The 21,589-nt window shown below is 75.1% G+C and carries 1 protein-coding gene; it reads right to left on the minus strand.

The window, feature by feature from the left end; all coding sequences use genetic code 11:
- Positions 1 to 52 precede the first annotated feature (52 nt).
- Complete coding sequence (locus ACIQOU_RS07895; RefSeq protein WP_401535791.1) at positions 53 to 21,496, minus strand: SDR family NAD(P)-dependent oxidoreductase; 21,444 nt, start codon at positions 21,494 to 21,496, stop codon at positions 53 to 55.
- Positions 21,497 to 21,589 lie beyond the last annotated feature (93 nt).

Here is a 21,589-nt window from a genome sequence, read left to right on the forward strand (position 1 = left end):
GGAGTCAGCCATCATCTCTCCTCGGTGATCGGTGATCGCCGTCCGGTGGCGGTCAGCGGGCGTCGCCTTCGAGCGCCAGTTGGACCAGGTGGTCGAGTGCCATGCCGTCGATCTCGTCGATCTCGTCGATCTCGTCGATCTCGCCGCCCGTCGGGGCGCCGGGGTCCGGGGCCGGGTCCGCCACCGGCTCCTGGTCCGGGGCCGGGTCCGGGAGGAGTTGGTGGCGCAGGTGCCGGGCGAGCGCGAGCGGTGTCGGGTGGTCGAAGATCAACGTGGCGGTCAGCCGCAGCCCCGCGACCGCGCCCAGCCGGTTGCGGAACTCCAGGGCCGTGAGCGAGTCGAAGCCCAGGTCGAGGAAGCCCCGGTCGGCCTCGACGGCGTCGGGCGACCCGTGCCCGAGGACCACCGACGCCTCCCCGCGCACGAGTTCCAGGAGGAGTTCCTCCTGCGCCGGGCCGCTCAGACCGGCGAGCCGCACGGCCAGCCCGTCGCCGTCGGCCGGGGTGGGGGCGCTGTCGGCGACGCGCCGGACCGGGGTGGTGACGAGCCCGCGCAGCAGCGGGGCGAGGGCGCCGGTGCGGGCCTGCTCACGCAGGTTCGCCATGCCCAGCCGGACGGGCATCAGCAGCGCCGGTTCCGCGGTGCGGGCGGCGTCGAAGAGGGCGAGGCCCTCGGCGGTGGACAGCGTCTCCATGCCGCCGCGTCCGACCCGGGCCCGGTCGGCGGCGGCCAGCGTGCTGGTCATGCCGTCGTCGGGCGTCCACGGCCCCCACGCCAGCGAGTGCGCCGGGTGACCGGCCGCTCGGCGGTGCAGGGCGAGGGCGTCCACGTAGGCGTTCCCGGCCGCGTAGTTGGCCTGGCCGGGGCTGCCGAAGATCCCGGCCGCCGAGGAGAACAGGAGGAACGCGGCGAGGTCGGCGCCCGTGGTGAGGTCGTGCAGGTTGCGGGCGGCGTCCACCTTGGCGCGCAGCACCCGGTCCACCCGCTCGGGGGTGAGCGCCTCGATCACGCCGTCGTCCAGAACCCCGGCGCAGTGCACGACGGCGGTGAGCGGATGCCGGGCGGGCACGTCGGCCAGGACAGCGGCCAGCGCGTCCCGGTCGCCGGTGTCGCAGGCCGTGAAGGTGGCCTCGGCGCCGAGTGCGGCGAGGTCGGCCAGCAGCCGCCGGGCCTGCGGGGTGTCGGCGCCCCGGCGGCCGAGCAGCAACAGCCGTTGTACGCCGTGCTGTTCGGCGAGGTGCCGGGCGACGGCGCCGCCGAGGGCGCCGGCCGCGCCGGTGACGAGGACGGTGCCGTCCGGGTCGAGCGGGGTGGGCACGGTGAGGACGATCTTGCCGGTGTGGCGGGCCTGGCTCATCGTGCGGAACGCGTCCTTGGCCCGGCGGACGTCCCAGGTCGCCAGTGGGAGCGGGGTGAGGGTGCCGTCGGCGAAGAGGGCGAGGACCTCGCGGAACAGCTGCTGTATCCGGTCGGGTCCGGCGTCCATCAGGTCGAACGCCGCGTAGTTGACGCCCGGCAGCTCGGCGGCGACCGCGTCGGCGCTGCGGAGGTCGGCCTTGCCCATCTCCAGGAACCGGCCGCCAGGACGCAGGGTGCGCAGGGAGGCGTCCACGTAGTCGCCCGCGAGCGAGTTGAGGACCACGCCGAGCCCTTCGCCGCCGGTGGCGGTGCGGAAGCGCTCCTCGAACTCCAGGGTGCGGGAGGAGGCGATGCGGTCGTCCGGGATGCCGAGGGCGCGCAGGGTGTCCCACTTGGCGGGGCTCGCCGTCGCGAACACCTCGGCGCCCAGGCCGTGCGCGAGCTGCACGGCGGCCATGCCGACCCCACCGGCGGCGGCGTGGATCAACACCGGCTCCCCCGACTGGAGTTGGGCGAGGTCGCGGAGTCCGTAGGAGGCGGTCAGGAAGGCCACCGGTACGGAGGCGGCGGTCGCGAAGGACCAGCCGTGCGGGATCGGCGCGACCATCCGGTGGTCGGTGACCGCGAGCGGCCCGAAGGCCCCGGAGAACAGGCCCATCACCCGGTCGCCCGGGGCGATTCCGGTCACCTCGTCGCCCGTCTCGACGACGACACCGGCGCCTTCGATGCCGATGACCGCGTCACCGGGGTAGGCGCCCAACGTGCCCAGGACGTCACGGAAGTTCATCCCGGCGGCGCGGACGGCGACCCGGATCTCGGTGGCGGCCAACGGCGCCGCGCCGCGCGGGTCGGGCACCAGGGCGAGGCCCTCGACGGTGCCCCGGTCGACGATGTCCAGGCGCCAGGCGTCGGTGCCGTCCGGGATCGGCAGGGTGTCACCGGTGGCGGTGGCGGCGACCCGGGGTGCGAGCAACGTGCCGTCGCGCAGGGCGAGTTGGGGCTCGCCGGTGGCCAGGGCGAGGGGCAGGTACTGGTCCAGGGCGGTCGCGTCGGGGGCCCGGTCGAGGTCCAACAGCACGAATCGGCCGGGGTGTTCGCTCTGCGCGCTGCGCACAAGCCCCCACACCGGCGCGTACGTCAGGTCACGCGCGCCGGGCCCGGCGGCCCCCTCGGTCACGAAGACCAACGGCCGTTGCGGCGAGGCCTCTTGGGCCAGCCAGGACTGCACGCAGGCCAGCGCCCGGTGCACGGCGTCGTGCGGCCCGGAAGCCGACCGGCACGCCACCACCACCGTGCCGGACCCCGCACCGGCCACCGCACCGGACCCCCCACCGGACCCCGCGTCGGCGGGCCAGGGAATCTCCCCCGCTCCGGCAACGGCGTCGTCCACGACGGCCCAGCTCACCTCGGCCGGTGTCCCCTCGGGGACCTCGGTCCAGTCGAGGGTGAACAGCGGCGTTCGGGCGCCGCCCGCCCCGGCGGCGAGGTCGGTGCCGACCGGGCGCAGCCGCAGGGCGTCCACGGCGGCGACAGGGCGCCCGGCGCCGTCGGCCACGGCGAGGGACACCAGGTCGGGCCCGGTGCCGTCCAGCCGTACCCGCAGGGCGTCCGCGCCCGTCGCGTACAGCGTGACGCCGCTCCAGGAGAACGGCATCCGGTCCTGGTAGGGCGCGTCGGGGTCGGTGGGCCGGGGGCGCAGCGCGAGGGTGTGGAGGGCGGCGTCGAGGAGCGCCGGGTGCAGTCCGAACCGTTCCGCGTCGGCCCGGTGGCTCTCGGGCAGGGCGATCTCCGCGAACACCGTGTCGTCGAGCAGCCAGGCGGCGCGCAGCCCCTGGAAGGCGGGGCCGTAGCCGAAGCTGGTCCCGGCGATCCGCTCGTACAGGTCGTCGACGGGGACCGGGACCGCGTTCGGGGGCGGCCAGGCGGTCAGGTCGAAGGGCTCCGCCGGTGCGTCGGCCGCCAGTACGCCGGTCGCGTGCCGGGTCCACTCGCCCTCCTGCGCGGGGTCCCACGGGCGGGCGTGCAGGTCCAGGGAACGGCGTCCGGTGGCGTCCGGGGCGCCGACCGCAAGCTGGAGCTGGACCGAGCCTCGCTCCGGGAGCAACAGCGGTGCCTCCAGGGTGAGTTCGTCGACCCGGCCGCAGCCGACCTGGTCGCCGGCGCGCACCGCGAGTTCGACGTAGGCGGTGCCGGGCAGCACCGCGACGCCGGAGACCGCGTGGTCGGCGAGCCACGGATGCGTGCGCAGGGAGAGGCTCCCGGTGAACAACGCGCCTGCGGTGCCCGCGAGTTGGACGGCCGCGCCGAGGAGGGGGTGGTCGGCGTCGGTGAGCCCGGCCGCGCTCATCCCGCCGACGGGTGCGCCGGCGCCGCGAATCCAGTACCGCTCGCGCTGGAAGGGGTAGGTGGGCAGGGCGACGTGGCGGGCGCCGGTGCCGTCGAGGAGGGCGGGCCAGTCGGGGGCGATGCCGTGCGCCCACAGTCCCGAGACGGCGCTCAGAATGGCCGGTTCCTCGCCGCGGTCCTTGCGCTGGGTCGGCAGCACGACGGGCAGCGCGTCCCCGGCCATTCCGGTGAGGGTGCCGTCGGGGCCCAGTTCGAGCAGGACGGTGACGCCGGATGCACCGAGCGCGTCGACGGCGGCGGCGAACCGGACCGCCTCGCGGGCGTGCCGCGTCCAGTAGGCGGGGTCGCACAGCTCGTCGGTGACCGGGCCGCCGGTCAGGGTGGACACGAACCTCACCTCGGGCCGCTGCCACTCCACGTCCGCCAGCACCTCGGCGAACTCGGCGAGCGCGGGTTCCATCAGCGGCGAGTGGAAGGCGTGGCTGACCCGCAGCGGCCGGGTGCGCACCCCCGCCGCCCGGAACCGTTCGGCCAGCTCCGCGAGGGCGTCGAGGGGACCGGACAGCACGGTGGCAAAGGGGCCGTTGACGGCGGCGACGGCGACCCCGTCGGGCAACTCGGCGGCGGCGGTGGCCTCGTCGGCCTCGACGGCGGTCATGCCACCGCCCGGCGGCAGCGCCGCCATCAGCCGGCCGCGCGCGGTCACCAGGCGGGCCGCGTCGGGCACGCTCAGGACACCGGCGACACAGGCGGCGGCGAACTCGCCCACCGAGTGCCCGGCCACCGCGTCGGGCCGCAGCCCCCAGGACGCCAGCAGCCGGGCCAGCGCCACCTGGAAGGCGAACAGCGCGGGCTGCGCCAACGCCGTGTTCCGCAGGGCCGATCCGTCGTCGGAACGGTCGAACATCGTCTCGCGCAGCGGCCGTTCGAGCCAGCGGTCGGTCTCCGCGCACACCTCGTCGAGGGCCTCCGCGAAGACGGGGTACCGCTCGTACAACTCCCGTCCCATGCCGGGCCGTTGGGAGCCCTGTCCGGAGAACACCCAGGCGACCTCGGGTGTCCCGCGGACGACGCCGGTGGCGCCGCCGGGCGGGGTGCGGCCCTCGGTGAGCGCGGTGAGCGCCGCGCGCAGGCCGGCCCGGTCGGCGGCGACCAGTGCGGCCCGGTGTTCCAGGGCGGCACGGGAGGTGACGAGGGAGTACGCGGTGTCGGGCAGCGCCGGTGCGTCCTCGGCGCCGAGACGGTCGAGGAGCCGTCCCGCCTGGGCCCGCAGGGCCGCCTCCGTACGGGCCGACAGGGCGAACGGCAGGGGGTGTGCGGGCTGTTCAGCGGTCGGGGAGAACTCGTCAACTCCCTTGCCTGCAAACGTCGTTGCCGACGGTCCGTGTTCCAGGATGACGTGGGCGTTGGTGCCGCTCACGCCGAACGAGGAGACGCCCGTCCTGCGGGGTCGGCCGGTCTCGGGCCACGGGGTGTTCTCGGTGGCCAGGGTCACCGCCCCGGCGGACCAGTCGACGTGCGGGGTGGGCTCGTCGATGTGCAGGCTGCCCGGGAGGATGCCGTGCCGCATGGCCTCGACGGCCTTGATGACCCCGGCGACCCCGGCGGCGGCCTGCGTGTGCCCGAGGTTGGACTTCACCGACCCGAGCAGCAAGGGGTGTTGGCGTGCGCGCCCGTACGTGGCCAGCAGCGCCTGTGCCTCGATCGGGTCACCGAGGGTGGTGCCGGTGCCGTGCGCCTCGACGGCGTCCACGTCCGACGGTTGGAGGCGAGCGTTGGCCAACGCCTGCCGGATCACGCGCTGTTGAGCGGGACCGTTGGGTGCGGTGAGGCCGTTGGAGGCGCCGTCCTGGTTCACCGCGCTGCCTCGGACGATGGCCAGCACCTCGTGGCCGTTGCGCCGCGCGTCGGAGAGGCGCTCCAGGAGGAGCAGGCCGACGCCCTCGCCCCAGCCGGTGCCGTCGGCTGCGGCGGCGAACGGCTTGCAGCGGCCGTCGGCGGCGAGTCCACGTTGCCGGGAGAACTCCACGAAGGACGCCGGGGTCGACATGACCGAGGCGCCGCCGGCCACCGCGAGCGCGCACTCGCCCTGACGCAGCGACTGGGCCGCCAGATGCAGCGCGACCAGGGACGACGAGCACGCCGTGTCCACGGTCACCGCCGGGCCTTCGAGGCCGAAGGTGTACGCCAGCCGCCCGGACACCACGCTCGCCGCGTTGCCCGCGAGGAGGTAGCCCTCGGCGCCGTCGGGCACCCGGGTGAGTCCGCTGACGTAGTCCTGGCCGTTGGTGCCGACGAAGACGCCGGTCGCGGTGCCCTGGAGGGCGGTGGGGTCGATGCCCGCCCGTTCGAAGGCCTCCCACGCCGTCTCCAGGAGCAGCCGTTGCTGCGGGTCCATGGCGAGCGCCTCGCGCGGGCTGATCCCGAAGAGCGCGGCGTCGAACTCGGCGGCGTCGTGCAGGAACGCGCCGTGGCGGGTGTAGGTGGTGCCGAGGTGTTCGGGGTCGGGGTGGTAGAGGGCGTCGAGGTCCCAGCCCCGGTCGGTCGGGAACTCCCCGACGGCGTCCCGTCCCGCCGCCAGCAGCTCCCACAGCTCCTGCGGGGTCCGGACCCCGCCCGGGAACCGGCAGCTCATGGCGACGATCGCGATCGGCTCGTCAGCGACGGCAGGTGCCACGGCGGGCAGCCCCAACGTGGGTGTCCCACCGATGAGTTGGGTGGCGAGGTGGGTGGCGAGTGCGGTGGCCGAGGGGTGGTCGAAGACCAGGGTGGCGGGCAGTTTCAGGCCGGTGACGGCGGTGAGCCGGTTGCGGAGTTCGACGGCGGTCAGGGAGTCGAAGCCGAGGTCGCGGAAGGCCCGGTCGCCGGGGACCGCGTCGGGCCCGTCGTGGCCGAGGACGGCGGCGGCCTGGCTCCGGACGAGGGTGAGCAGGGTGCGGGTCCGGTCGCCGGGCGACTGCTCCGCGAGCCGCCGCCGCAACGCCCCGGCCCGGTCGTCGGCGGCCGGTTCCCCGGCTCCGGCGGCGGGTTTTGGGATGGCCAGGGCGCGCAGCCAGGCCGGGGCGACGGTGCCTGCGGCGGCGAACCGCTGCCAGTCGACGTCGATGACGAGGAGCGTGGTGTCACCGGCGTCCAGGGCGCCCTGGAGCGCGCGCACGGCCGGTTCCGGCTGCATCGGGCTGACCCCGCTGTGCCGGAGCCGCTGCTCGACGACACCGGCGTCCATGGCGAGCCCGCCCCCGGCCCAGGCGCCCCAGGCCACGGAGGTCGCCGGGAGCCCGTCGGCCCTGCGCTGTTCGGCGAGGGCGTCCACGTGGGCGTTGGCGGCGGCGTAGTTGGCCTGGCCCGCGCTGCCGAGGACCCCGGCCGCCGACGAGAACAGGACGAACGCGGTCAGCGGCAAGTCCCGTGTCAGCTCGTGGAGATGGGTGGCGGCGGCGGTCTTCGGCGCGAACACGGTGGCGAGGCGGCCGGTGTCGAGCTGGTCGAGGACCCCGTCGTCGAGGACGCCCGCCGTGTGGATCACGGCGGTCGGCGGGTGCGCGGCGATCAGCCGGGCCAGCGCGTCCCGGTCGGCGGCGTCACAGGCCGCGACGGTCACCTCGGCGCCCAACTCGACCAGTTCGGCACGGAGTTCGGCGGCGCCCGGCGCGTCCAGGCCCCGGCGGCCGGTGAGGACGACGTGTGCGGCGCCGTTGCGGGCGAGCCAGCGGGCGACATGGCCGCCCAGGGCTCCGGTCCCGCCGGTCACCAGGACGGTGCCGGTCGGCCGCCACGCCTCGGCGGGAACGGCGGCCCGGTCGTCGTCGCGGACCAGCCGGCGGGCGTACACGCCCGAGGGGCGGACGGAGAGTTCGTCCTCGCCGTCGGTGCGGCGCAGCAGCCCGGTGAGCCGGTGCAGGGTGGGTGCGTCGAGGTCGCGGGGGAGGTCGAGCAGGCCGCCCCAGCGCTCGGGGTGTTCGTGGGCGAGGCTGCGCCCGAGGCCGCACACCTGGGCCTGCCCCGGCTCGGGCCGCTCCCCGGGCCGCACGGCGACCGCGCCCCGGGTGACCAGCCAGAGCGGGGCCTCCAGGTCGACGTCGCCCAGGGCTTGGGCGAGGGCGAGGGTGGCGGCGGTCCCGACCGGCACCGTCGGCTGGTCGGGGTGCGGCCGCTGGTCGTCGGCCAGCAGGCAGAGCACGCCGGAGAGGGGCTCCGAGGCGGGCGTGGCGGCGTCGAGGAGTCGGGCGAACTCCGCCCGGTCGACGGCCGCCGGGTCGACGACGACGGGGATCACGCCCGGGCCGACGAGGTGCCGCGTCCAGTCGTGCCCGTCCGACGCCGAGGACCGGACGACGAGCCAACTCCCCTCGTCCGCATCGCCGTTGAGGCCGCTGTCGGTGACGGGCTGCCAGGTGACGCGGTGCCGCCAGGAGGCAGGGCCGGTGGTGCTCGCCCGGTGCGGTCCTGACGCGAGCCAGTACCGCTTGCGGTCGAAGGCGTACAGCGGCAGGCCGACCCGCCGTCCGCCCGGGAAGGCGGGCGACCAGTCGCAGTCGAGCCCCCGGACGTACGCCTCGGCCAGGGAGCGCCAGAACCGGCCGAGGGTGCCGTGGTCGCGGCGCAGCGTGCCGAGCGCGACCGCACCGGTGGTCAGGTTCTCGGCGGTCTCCTGGATGCCGTGGGTGAGGACGGGGTGGCTGCTGGTCTCGACGAAGAACCCGAACCCCTGGGCGGCCAGGGCCCGCACGCTCTGCTCGAAGCGGACCGGGCGGCGCAGGTTGCGGTACCAGTACGCGGGGTCGAGTCCGGCGCCGTCCTGCCAGTCGACGGTCACGGTGGAGAAGAACGGGATGTCGGCCGCGCGCGGGGTGATTCCCGCCAGTTCGCCGAGGAGTCGGGCTTCGAGGGGCTCGACGTGGAAGGTGTGGGAGGCGTAGTCGACGGGGATCGTGCGCACCCGGCGGCCGCAGGCCTCGACGGACACGCGGATCTCGTCGAGCGCGTCCGGGTCACCGGCGAACACCGTGGAGCGGGGCCCGTTGACGGCGGCGACGGACAGCCGTTCGCTCCAGGGGATCAGCCGGGCCTCCGCCTCCTGTGCCGACAGCTCGACGGAGAGCATCCCGCCCTTGCCCGCGAGTTCCGCGCGGATCAACTGGCTGCGCAGGGCGACGACTTTGGCCCCGTCGGCCAGCGACAGCGCCCCCGCGACACAGGCGGCGGCGATCTCACCCTGGGAATGCCCGATCACGGCGGCCGGCTCGACCCCGTAGGACCGCCACAGCGCCGCCAACGACACCATCACCGCCCACAGCACAGGCTGAACGACGTCCACGCGCCCCAACATCTCGGCGTCGTCCAGGACTTGGACCAACGACCAGTCGACGTAAGGCGCGAGCGCCTCCTCACACTCCCGCATCCGCTGAGCGAACACCGGCGCGGAATCGAGGAGTTCCACCGCCATCCCGGTCCACTGCGACCCCTGGCCCGGGAACACGAACACCGTCCGGCCCCGGATGTCGGCGACGCCCCGCACGAGCTGGGCGGGCAGGTCGCCCTGGGCGAGAGCGAGGAGGGCCGTGCGGGGGTCGGCGGCCTCGGTGCCGAGGATCACGGCCCGGTGCGGGAGGGCCGAGCGGGTGGTCGCCAGGGAGAGACCGAGGTCCGCCGGGGTCACCTCCGGGTGGGCGTCGGCATGGACGGCCAGGGCACGGGCCTGCTCCTCCAGGGACCGGTCCGACCGGGCGGACAGCACCCACGGGACGGGCCCGCCCTCCCCAACTGGCCTTGCGGAACTGCCCTGTTCGGGGGCGTGTTCCAGGATGGCGTGGGCGTTGGTGCCGCTGACACCGAACGACGACACGCCCGCCCGGCGGGGACGACCGGTCTCCGGCCAGGGCAGCGCCTGCGTCAACAGCCGTACGTCCCCGGCCGACCAGTCGACATGCGGGCTCGGTTCCTCCGCGTGCAGGGTCGGGGGCAGGGTCCCGTTCCGCATCGCCTGCACCATCTTGATGACCCCGGCGACACCGGCGGCGGCCTGCGTATGCCCGATGTTCGACTTCAACGACCCGAGGTACAGGGGACGTTCACGCTCCTGCCCGTACGCGGCCAGGAGCGCCTGCGCCTCGATCGGGTCGCCGAGGGTGGTGCCGGTACCGTGCGCCTCGACGGCGTCCACGTCCGAGGGTTCGAGGCGCGCGTTCGCCAACGCCTGCCGGATCACGCGCTGTTGGGCGGGGCCGTTCGGTGCCGAGAGGCCGTTGGAGGCGCCGTCCTGGTTGACGGCGGTGCCCCGGACGATGGCCAGCACCTCATGGCCGTTGCGCCGGGCGTCGGACAGCCGCTCCAACAGCAGCATGCCGACGCCCTCGCCCCAGCCGGTGCCGTCCGCACCCGCGCCGAACGCCTTGCAGCGGCCGTCGGGCGCCAGGCCCCGTTGGCGGGAGAACTCCACGAAGGTGCCCGGCGTCGCCATCACGGTCACACCACCGGCCAGCGCCATGGTGCACTCGCCCTGCCGCAGCGCCTGCGCCGCCAGATGCAGCGTCACCAGCGACGACGAGCAGGCGGTGTCGACGGTGATCGCGGGACCCTCCAGGCCCAGGGTGTAGGAGACGCGGCCGGAGGCGACGCTGCCCGAGGTGCCGCCGCCGAGGTAGCCCTCGACGTCGTCGGGCACGGACGGCAGCCCGGAGCCGTAGTCGTGGTACATCACGCCGGCGAAGACGCCGGTGCGGCTGCCGCGTACGGTCGCCGGGTCGATGCCCGCGTCCTCGAACGCGTGCCAGGCGGTCTCCAGGAGCAGCCGTTGCTGCGGGTCCGTGCCGAGCGCCTCGCGGGGCGAGATGCCGAAGAACGCCGCGTCGAACTCGGCCGCGTCGTACAGGAATCCGCCCTCGCGGGTCGAGAACGTGCCCGGGCGCCGGTGTTCCGGGTCGTACAGGCCCTCGATGTCCCAGCCCCGGTCGGTGGGCATGGCCGCGATCGCGTCGGTGCCCGTGGCCGCCAACCGCCACAGGTCCTCCGGGGACCGCACCCCGCCCGGATACCGGCACGCCATCCCGATGACGACGACGGGATCATCGTCGGAACGGGAGCCCGCGGACGGGACGGCGACGGAGGACCCGGCACCGGTTACGGGTTCGCTGACCAGCAGGGACCGCAGGTGGGCGGCGAGCGCGGTCGGGGTGGGGTGGTCGAAGACCAGGGTGGCGGGGAGCTGGAGGCCGGTCGCCGCCGTGAGCTGGTTGCGCAGGCCGACGGCGGTCAGCGAGTCGAAGCCGAGGTCGCCGAAGGCACTGGTCTCGTCGACGGCCTCGGGTCCCGCGTGGCCGAGGACCGCCGCGACGTGCGTACGGACCAGGTCGAGCAGGGCGTGTTCCCGCTCCGGCCCGGACAGGACGGCCAGCCGTCGCGCATAGGCCGGTCCCACGTCGGCACTGCGGGCAGCGGGCCGAGCGACGTTCCGCACCAACGCCCGCAGCAGCGCGGGCACTTCGGGCGCGGCCCGCAGAGCGGCCAGGTCCAGCGGAACGGCGACCACGTGGGCGTCCGCGCCCTCGACAGCGGCGTCGAACAGGCGCAGCCCGTCCGCACTGCTCAACGGGAGGGCACCGGTGGCACGGTGCCGGGCCACGTCGTCGGCACCGAGGTGGCCGGTCATCCCGCCGGCCTCCTCCCACAGCCCCCAGCCCACGGCGAGACCGGGCAGCCCCAACGCCCTGCGGTGGGCGGCGAGCGCGTCCACGCAGGCATTGGCGGCGGCGTAGTTGGCCTGTCCCGGCGCCCCGAAGGCAGCGGCGGCGGAGGAGAACAGCACGAACGCCGAGAGGTCGAGTCCTCGGGTCAGCTCATGCAGGTTCAGCGCCGCGTCCACCTTGGGCCGCAACACCGCCCCCAGCCGATCCGCCGTGAGCGAGCCGACAACACCGTCGTCCAACACACCGGCGGCATGAACCACAGCACTCGGCGGCCACTCGTCGATCAGCCGGGCAAGCGCACCCCGATCACCGACATCACAGGCGACGACGGTCACCTCGGCCCCCAACACCCCGAGTTCCTCGACGAGTTCACCGGCACCAGGAGCGTCGAGCCCCCGCCGACTGGCCAGAACGAGATGCCGGACGCCATGTTCGACAACGAGATGCCGGGCAACGAGCCCACCGAGCAGCCCGGTCCCGCCGGTGATGAGGACGGTGCCGTCGGCGCTCCAGGCGGGGGCGGGGGTGGAGGTGGGGGCAGGGGCGGGGGCGGGGGCCGTTGCCCGGAGCAGGCGGGCCGTGCGGACGGTTCCGGCGCGCACGGCGAGTTCCGGCTCGCCGGTGCCGGTGTGGGCCAAGAGGGCGGGGAGGGACGTCGCGGGCTCGTCGAGGTCGGCCAGGGTGATGCGGTCGGGGTGTTCGGACTGGGCGGAGCGCAACAGGCCGCGTACGGCGGCGGCCACGAGGTCGTGCGGGTCCTCCGTCGCGTCGACGGCGACCGCGCCCCGCGTCACCACGACGAGCCGGGACCCGGCGCAGCGCGCGTCCCCCAGCCAGCCCTGCACGAGGGCCAGCGCCTCGGTGACGGCGGCGAGGACGGCGTCACCGTCGGCGTCCGGGGCGCCGGTCACCGGCGCGAGGACGACCTCGGGAACCGGTCCGGCGCCGGTCAGCGCGGCGAGACCGGCGTGCGCGGGCACCCCCAACTCGTCGGCGAGGCCGAGCCCGTCGGGGCCGAGGACGGCGACCCCGGACGGGGCCTGTCCTGCGGCCGGGCAGGGCTGCCAGGCGATCGTGAACAGCCCGTCCCGGCGGACGCCGGTGAGCGGGGTCCCGGGGAGCGGGCGGGTGAGCAGGGAGTCGGCGGTGAGGACGGGCGCGCCGGTCTCGTCGGCGGCCTCGATCCGGCCGTCGGCGGCGAGCCGCACCCGCAGTGCCCTCGCGCCGTGGGCGTGCAGAGAGACCCCGGTCCAGGCGAAGGGCAGGGAGATCCCGTCGTCCTGCCGGGTGAACAGGTACGGGTGCAGCGCCGCGTCCAGCAGCGCCGGGTGCACCCCGAACCGTTCCGCGTCCTCGAACTCCCCTTCCCCCAGCCGGACTTCGGCGAAGACATCACCGTCCCGGCGCCACACCTCACGGACCCCCCGGAAGGCGGGGCCGTAGCCGAGGCCGGTCGCGGCGAGGTCGTCGTACAGGCCGTCGGTCGCCAGCCGGGTCGCGCCGGTCGGCGGCCACACGGCGAGGTCGACAGCGGGGGCGGCGGCGGTCGTGCGCGCCAGGGTGGCGGTGGCGTGCAGGGTCCAGGGGGTGTCCGGATCGGCTTGCGCGGCACGGGAGTTGATGGTCAGGGCGCGGTGTCCGGCGAGGTCGGGGGCGCGTACGGTGACCTGGATCTGGAGGGCGGTGTCCGGGTCCAGGACCAGCGGGGTTTCGAGGGTCAGCTCGGATATCCGGGCGCAGTCGACGTGGTCCGCGGCGTGCAGGGCCAGTTCGACGAAGGCGGTGCCGGGCAGCAGCACCGTTCCGCGTACGGCGTGGTCCGCGAGCCAGGGGTGGGTGGCGAGGGAGAGCCGGCCCACCAGGACGAGGTCGTCCCCGACCAGCGGCACGGCGGCGCCGAGCAACGGGTGTGCGGTGGAACGCAGTCCGACGGAGGCGACGTCGGCACGGTCGCCGGTGACCGCCGGTGGCCAGTACCGCTCGTGCTGGAAGGCGTAGGTGGGCAGGGCGGCCGGGACGGCCGGGCGCGGGGCGAGTCCCGCGAAGACCGTGCCCCAGTCCGGGGACACCCCGCCGACGTGGGCTTCGGCCAGCGAAGTGAGCATCCGGGCCGGGCCGCCGTCGCCGCGCCGCAGCGTCCCGGTGACGACGGCGTCGGCGCCCGCCGCCTCCAGGGTCTGCTGCATCGCGACGGTGAGCACGGCGTGCGGGCTCACCTCGACGAAGTGGGTGTGCCCCTGCTCGGCCGCGGCCCGGGTCGCCGCGTCGAACCGGACGGTCTCACGGAGGTTGCGGTACCAGTAGTCGGCGGTCAGCGCGGTGGTGTCGAAGGGGGCGCCGGTGACCGCCGAGTAGAAGGGGAGGGTGGCGGATCGGGGCGCGATGTCGGCGAGGTCGGCGAGGAGTTGGTCGCGCAGGGAGTCGACGTGCGCGGAGTGGGAGGCGTAGTCCACCGGGACGCGCCGGGCCCGCACACCGTCGGCCTCGCAGACGGCGGCCAGTGCGTCGAGGGCGTCGGCGTCGCCCGCCACGACAACGGTGGCGGGGCTGTTGACGGCGGCGACGGAGAGGCGGTCACGCCAGGGGGTCAGCCTGGACTCCGTTTCCTCCAGGGGCAGTTGAACGGAGAGCATGCCGCCGTTGCCCGCGAGTTCGGCCCGGATCAGCCGACTGCGCAGGGCGACGACCTTGGCCCCGTCGGCCAGCGACAGCGCCCCCGCGACACAGGCGGCGGCGATCTCACCCTGGGAGTGCCCGATCACGGCGGCCGGCTCGACCCCGTAGGACCGCCACAGCTCGGCCAACGACACCATCACCGCCCACAACACCGGCTGAACGACATCCACGCGCCCCAACGCCTGCTCATCGTCGAGCACTTGGGCCAATGACCAGTCGACGTAAGGCGCGAGCGCCTCCTCACACTCCCGCATCCGCTGAGCGAACACCGGTGCTGAAGCCAGGAGTTCAACGGCCATCCCCGTCCACTGGGACCCCTGCCCCGGGAAAACGAACGCGGCCTTGCCCCGCTCCCGCGCCGTGCCCCGGATGAGCGCGGCGGAGACGCTGTCCGTCACCAGGGCGTCGAGAGCGCGCCGGAACTCGTCCCGCTCCCGGCCGACGAGCACGGCCCGATGACTGAAGACGGCCCGGGTGGTGGCCAAGGCGTGACCGATGCCGACGGCATCGAGGAGCGGGTCGGCCGAGCCCTGGCCGGGCAGGTGCCGATCGACCGGGCTCAGGCCAGCCGGGCCGACCCGGCCAGCCTCCCCGTCCCCGTCAAGCAACGCCATCAGCCGCCTGGCCTGATCACGCAACGCGTCCGGCGTGCGGGCCGACAGCACCCAGGGCACGGTGACCGGGGCCCCGGGGGCGGCCCCGCCACTCTGGGCCGGAGTCCCGGACCCCGGCTCGGCCCGCGTGACGCCATCCTGGGCCGGAGTCGCAGACCCGGAGGCGGCTCGCGTGACGTCACTCTGGACCGGGGCCGCCGCCCCCGGCTCGGCCCGCGTGGCCCCGCGCTGCCCCGGTGGCCCCTCCACCACGACGTGGGCGTTCGTGCCGCTGACGCCGAACGCGGAGATGGCGGCGCGTCGGGGGTGGCCGGTGTCGGGCCAGGGGCGGGGCTCGGCGAGGAGTTCGACGGCGCCGGTGGACCAGTCGATGTGCGGGTTGGGCCGCTCGGCGTGCAGGGTCCTGGGGAGCAGGCCGTGCCGGATCGCCTGGACCATCTTGATGACGCCCCCGACCCCGGCGGCGGCCTGCGTGTGCCCGATGTTGGACTTCAACGACCCGAGATACAGCGGACGTTCACGATCCTGCCCGTAAGCCGCCAGCAGCGCCTGCGCCTCGATCGGGTCCCCGAGGGTCGTGCCGGTGCCGTGCGCCTCCACGGCGTCCACGTCCGACGGTTCGAGGCGGGCGTTGGCCAACGCCTGCCGGATCACGCGCTGTTGAGCGGGACCGTTGGGCGCGGTGAGGCCGTTGGACGCGCCGTCCTGATTCACCGCGCTGCCCCGGACGACGGCCAGCACCTCATGTCCGTTGCGCACCGCATCCGACAGGCGCTCCAGGAGCAGCACGCCCACGCCCTCGGACCACCCGGTGCCGTCCGCGCCCGCGCCGAACGCCTTGCAGCGGCCGTCCGCCGACAGCCCCCGCTGCCGCGAGAACTCCACGAAGGTGGTGGGCGTGGACATGACCGTGACGCCGCCCGCGAGGGCCATGCCGCACTCGCCCTGCCGCAGCGCCTGCGCCGCCAGATGGATCGCCACCAGCGACGACGAGCACGCCGTGTCGACGGTCATCGCGGGGCCCTCAAGGCCGAACGTGTACGAGATCCGGCCGGACGCGACACTCGCGGCGCTGCCGCTGGAGATGTGGCCCTGGAAGGTGTCCTGGAGCCGGGAGGCGTAGTCGTTGTACATGACGCCGAGGAAGACGCCGGTCGAACTGCCCCTGAGAGACGCCGGGTTGAGGCCCGCGCGTTCGAAGACCTCCCAGGTGGTCTCCAGGAGCAGCCGCTGCTGCGGGTCGGTCGCCATCGCCTCGCGCGGGCTCATTCCGAAGAACTCGGCGTCAAACCCGGACACGTCGTCCAGGAAGCCGCCGGAGCGTGTGTACGAGGTGCCGAGGCGGTCGGGGTCGGGGTCGTAGAGCGACTCCAGGTCCCAGCCCCGGTCGGCGGGGAAGCCCGAGATGGCGTCCACTCCCCCGGCCACCAGGTCCCACAGGCCGTCCGCCGACACGACCCCGCCGGGGAAACGGCACCCCATGGCGACGATCGCGATCGGCTCGTCCGTCGTCGCGCTCGCGGCTGCCGTCACCGGCGCGGCCGGGGCCCCGGCGCCGAGGAGTTCCTCGCCCAGGTGCGCGGCGAGGGCGCCGGGGGTCGGGTGGTCGAAGACGAGCGTGGCGGGCAGCCGCAGCCCGGTCCTGGCGTAGAGGGCGTTGCGGAGTTCGACGGCGGTCAACGAGTCGAAGCCGAGGTCCTTGAAGGCCCGGCCGTCGCCGATGGCACCGGGGTCGGCGTATCCGAGGACCTCGGCGACCTGCGCGCGGACGAGTGCGGTGAGCCGGGTCGCGCGTTCGGCCTCCGGCAGGGCGGCCAACTGTGCGGCCAGACCGGCGGCGGGCGTGCCCGGCGGGTTCTCGGCGCTGCGCCGCCTGGCGCGGACCAGTCGGCCCAGCAGCGCGGGCACGGGTTCGGCGGAGGTGCGCAGCGCGGTGAGGTCGAGGCGGACCGGGGCGGGGTCGGGCACGCCGAGGGCGAGGGCGGTGTCGAAGAGCGCCAGGCCCAGTTCGGGGCCGAGCGGCAGCATGCCGCCCCGGGTCATCCGCCGGGTGTCCAGGGCGTCGAGGGTCCCGGTCATGCCGGCCCCCGCGTCCCAGGCGCCCCAGGCGAGGGAGACGCCGGGCAGTCCTGCGGCCGTGCGGTGCCGGGCGAGGGCGTCCAGGAAGGCGTTCGCGGCCGCGTAGTTGGCCTGGCCGGGGCCGCCGAGCAGGCCGGACGCGGAGGAGAACAGGACGAACGCCGAGAGGTCCAGGTCCCGGGTCAGCTCGTGCAGGTGCAGCGCCGCGTCCACCTTGGGCCGCAGCACGGCATCGAGCCGCTCGGGGGTGAGGGCCTCCACCACCCCGTCGGCCAGCACTCCCGCCGTGTGGACAACGGCGGTCAGCGGATGCCGCTCCGAGATCCCGGCGAGCAGCGCGCCCAGGGCGTCCCGGTCGGCCGCATCACAGGCCGCGAGGGTGACATGGGCGCCCAACGCGCCGAGTTCCGCACGGAGTTCGCGAGCACCAGGGGCGTCGGGGCCGCGCCGCCCGGCCAACACGAGGTGCCGCACGCCGTGTTCGGCGACGAGATGCCGGGCGACGAGACCACCGAGGCCACCAGTACCGCCGGTGATCAGGACGGTGCCCTCGCTGCTCCACGCCACGGGGGCCTGCGCGGGGGCGGCGACCCGGGCCAGCCGGGGTATCTCCAACACGCCTTGCCTGAGCCGCAGTTGGGGTTCGACGGACACCGCGACGGCGTTCAGGACGTCGGCCGACGGCTCCTCATCGACGTCGAGCAGAACGAAGCGCCCGGGATGCTCGGACTGCGCGGCCCGCACCAGCCCCCACACCACGGCGTTCACCGGGTCGTCGCACCCATGGGTGACGAGGACGAGCCGGGCGGAGCTGAGCCGCTCCTCGGCGAGCCACTCCCGCACCAGGCGCAGCGCACGCTGAGCGGTGCCGTGCGCGGCCGACGCCGACAGCTCGGAGCCCGCCGGGAAGGACACGTGGACAACGCCGGGGAGGGGCTGGGCGGCAGCCAGTTCGGGGAGGCCGGGATACCGGTCGGCGACGGCGTCCAGGCCGATGGCGTCCGACCCCGTATCCACCAGCACCGCCCACGCGCCCGCCGCCCCTTCGACCGCATCCGGGGTCGCACCCGGGAACTCGCCCGCACCCGAGGTCCCCATCGGCGTCGCCGTCCACTCCACCCGGAACAGCGCGTCCCCCTGTGCCGTGCGGCCCCCCGTCAGGTCCCCGGCGTCCAGGGGGCGGGTGGTGAGGGTGTCGATGGTGGCGACCGGGGTGCCGGTGGGGTCCGTGGTCAGGATCTGGGCGGCTTCGGGGCCGGTCGGGGTCACCCGGACGCGGAGGGCGGCGGCGCCCGTGGCGTGCAGGGTGACGCCGGTCCACGCGAAGGGGAGCAGGCGGGCGTCCTCCGTGGTGTCGACGGCGGTGGCGTGCAGGGCCGCGTCCAGGAGAGCGGGGTGGAGTCCGAACGCGGCGGCCTCCTGCTGCCGTTCGGCGGGCAGGGCGACCTCCGCGAACGTCTCGCCGTCGCGGGTCCAGGCGGCGCGCAGCCCCTGGAAGGCGGGGCCGTAGTGGTAACCGGCCGCGCCGAGCCGTTCGTAGAAGTCGGCCACCGGCAGCGGCGTTGCGCCCTCCGGCGGCCAGACGGCGAGGTCGCCGGGCGGGACGGAAGCGGACGCCGCGGTGAGGAAGCCGGTGGCGTTGAGAGTCCAGGGAACGTCGTCGGCGGCGTCCTCGGGCCGGGAGTGCACGGTCGTCACCCGGCGCCCTGACGCGTCGGGAGCGGCGACCACGACCTGGAGATGGACGGCCTCGGTGGCGGGCAGCACCAGCGGGGTGACCAGGGTGAGTTCGTCGAGGCGGGGGCAGCCGGCCCGGTCACCGGCGTGCAGGGCCAGTTCCACGAACGCGGTGCCGGGCAGCAGGACCGTGCCCTGCACGGCGTGGTCCGCGAGCCAGGGGTGGGTGCGCGGCGAGAGACGGGCGGTGAACAGGACCAGGTCGCCGTCGGCGAGGGCGACGGCCGCGCCGAGCAGCGGGTGTTCCGGGGCGGTCAGGCCGAGCAGCCCCGGGCGTCCGGGCAGGGCGCTGACCGGGTCGAGCCAGTACCGCTCGCGCTGGAAGGGGTAGGTGGGCAGGGCGGTGCGGTGGGCTCCGGTGCCGGTGAAGACGGCGGGCCAGTCGGGGGCGGCGCCGTGCTCCCACAGCCCGGCGAGGGCGCCGAGCAGCGCCTCTTCCTGGCCCCGGTCCTTGCGCTGGGCGGGGATGGCGGTGCCCAGGGCGTCCCCGGCCAGCGCGGACAGAGTGCCGTCGGGGCCCAGTTCGAGCAGGGCGGTGACGCCCAGGTCCCGCAGGGCGCCCAGGGCGTCCGCGAACCGAACGGTCTCGCGCGCGTGGCGGGTCCAGTAGGCGGCGTCGCACAGTTCGTCGGAGACCGGGGTGCCGGTGAGCGTCGACACGAAGGTCACCTCGGGGCGCCGCCAGGTCACGTCGGCCAGCACCGCGCCGAACTCCGCCAGCATCGGTTCCACCAGCGTCGAGTGGAAGGCGTGGCTGACCCGCAGCGCCCGGGTGCGCACGCCTCGCGCGCGCAGCCGTTCGGCCGCTGTCTCCAGGAGGTCGAGGGGACCGGCGAGCACGGTGGCCGTCGGGCCGTTGACGGCGGCGACCGTGACGCCTGCGGGCAGGTCGGCGGTGCTGTCCGCCTCGCTCGCCGTCACCGCCGTCATGCCGCCGCCCGGGGCCAACTCGGCCATCAGGCGGCCGCGTTCAGCGACCACCCGGGCGGCGTCCGGCAGGCTCAGGACGCCCGCCACGTGCGCGGCGGCGAACTCACCCACCGAGTGCCCGGCGACCACGTCGGGGCTGAGCCCCCAGGACCGCCACAGCCGCGCCAGGGCGACCTGGAACGCGAACAGCACGGGCTGCGCAAGCCCGGTGTCAGCCAACTCGGCGCCGTTCGAAGGGTTTTCGGCGTCCGCGAACATCGCGTCCCGCACGGATCGGCCGACCCAGCGGTCGAGTTCGCCGCACGCCTCGTCGAGGGCGTCAGCGAACACCGGGAACCGGGCGTACAACTCCCGTCCCATGCCGGGCCGTTGGGAGCCCTGTCCGGAGAACACCCAGGCGACCCGGGGGACGGCCTCGCAGGGGGCGGCGGGGCCGGGGTGTCCGGGGTCGGCGAGGGCGGTGAGTCCGGCGAGGAGCGCGTCCCGGTCGGCGGCGACGACGGTGGCCCGGTGGTCGAGCGCGGTGCGCGTGGTGGCCAGCGAGAACGCGAGGTCGGTGAGGGCGAGTTCGGGGTGGGCGAGGGTGTGCGCGGCGAGCCGGGCGGCCTGCTCGCGCAGGGCCGCCGTGGAGCGGGCCGACAGCAGCCAGGGAAGGGCGGTGGAGGGCCGGTCGGGTGCGGGCTCGGCGTCCGGGCCGGCCGGCGCCTCCTCCGGGGGCTGTTCGAGGATGAGGTGGGCGTTGGTGCCGCTGATGCCGAACGACGAGACGCCGGCCCGGCGCGGCCGGGTGCCGTTCTCCCAGGTCCTGGCCTCGGTCAGCAGGGAGACCGCACCGGCGGCCCAGTCCACCTCAGGGGTGGGTTCGTCGGCGTGCAGGGTGCGGGGCAGGGTGCCGTTGCGCATGGCCTGCACCATCTTGATGACGCCCCCGACCCCGGCGGCGGCCTGCGTGTGCCCGATGTTGGACTTCAACGACCCGAGATACAGGGGCCGTTCACGCCCCTGCCCGTAGGTGGCCAGCAGGGCCTGCGCCTCGATCGGGTCACCGAGGGTGGTGCCGGTGCCGTGCGCCTCGACGGCGTCGACATCCGACGGTTGGAGGCGGGCGTTCGCCAACGCCTGCCGGATCACACGCTGTTGGGAAGGGCCGTTGGGTGCGGTGAGGCCGTTGGAGGCGCCGTCCTGGTTCACGGCGGTACCCCGGACGATGGCCAGCACCTCGTGGCCGTTGCGGCGGGCGTCGGAGAGCCGTTCCAGGAGCAGCACGCCCACGCCGTCGCTGAACCCGGTGCCGTCCGCGCCCGCGCCGAACGGCTTGCAGCGGCCGTCCGGAGCGAGGCCCCGCTCCCGGCTGAACCGGGTGAACGCGTTCGGCGTGGCCATGACGGTGACGCCGCCCGCCACCGCGAGCGAGCAGTCCCCCGACCGCAGCGCCTGCCCCGCCAGATGGATCGCCACCAGCGACGACGAGCACGCCGTGTCGACGGTGACGGCGGGCCCCTCGAAGCCGAACGTGTACGCGACCCGCCCGGAGACGACGCTGATCGCGTTGCCGGTCATGAGGTGGCCCTCGGAGACCTCCTCGGACGGCGGCAGCCCGAGGGCGTAGTCCTGGTGGCTGATGCCGGTGAACACCCCGGTCCTGCTGCCGCGCAGCCCGGCCGCGTCGACCCCGGCCCGCTCCAGCAACTCCCAGGTGACCTCCAGGAGAAGCCGCTGCTGCGGGTCCATCGCGAGCGCTTCACGCGGCGAGATGCTGAAGAACGGCGCGTCAAAACGGTCGACACCCTCGACGAAGCCGCCCTCCCGCGCGTACGAGGTGCCGATGTGGTCCGGGTCCGGGTCGTACAGGGCGTCGAGGTCCCAGCCCCGGTCGGCGGGGAACGGCGACACCGCGTCCGTGCCGTTCGCGACCAGCTCCCACAGCTGCTCGGGGGTCGTCACCCCGCCGGGGTAGCGGCAGGCCATCCCGACGATCGCGAGGGGCTCCTCGCCCGCCGTCTCCAGCTCGCGCACCCGGCGGCGGGCCTGACGCAGGTCGGTGGTCGCCTTCTTCAGGTAGTCGAACAGCTCTTGTTCAGTAGCCATGGCCTGCCTCGTTCAACTGGGGGAGATCAGCGATCGACGTCGAATGCGCTGAAGGAGGTGGGGAGTTCGGTAACG

This window comes from Streptomyces sp. NPDC091279, assembly GCF_044757465.1.
In the GTDB taxonomy this organism is placed as follows: Bacteria; Actinomycetota; Actinomycetes; order Streptomycetales; family Streptomycetaceae; genus Streptomyces.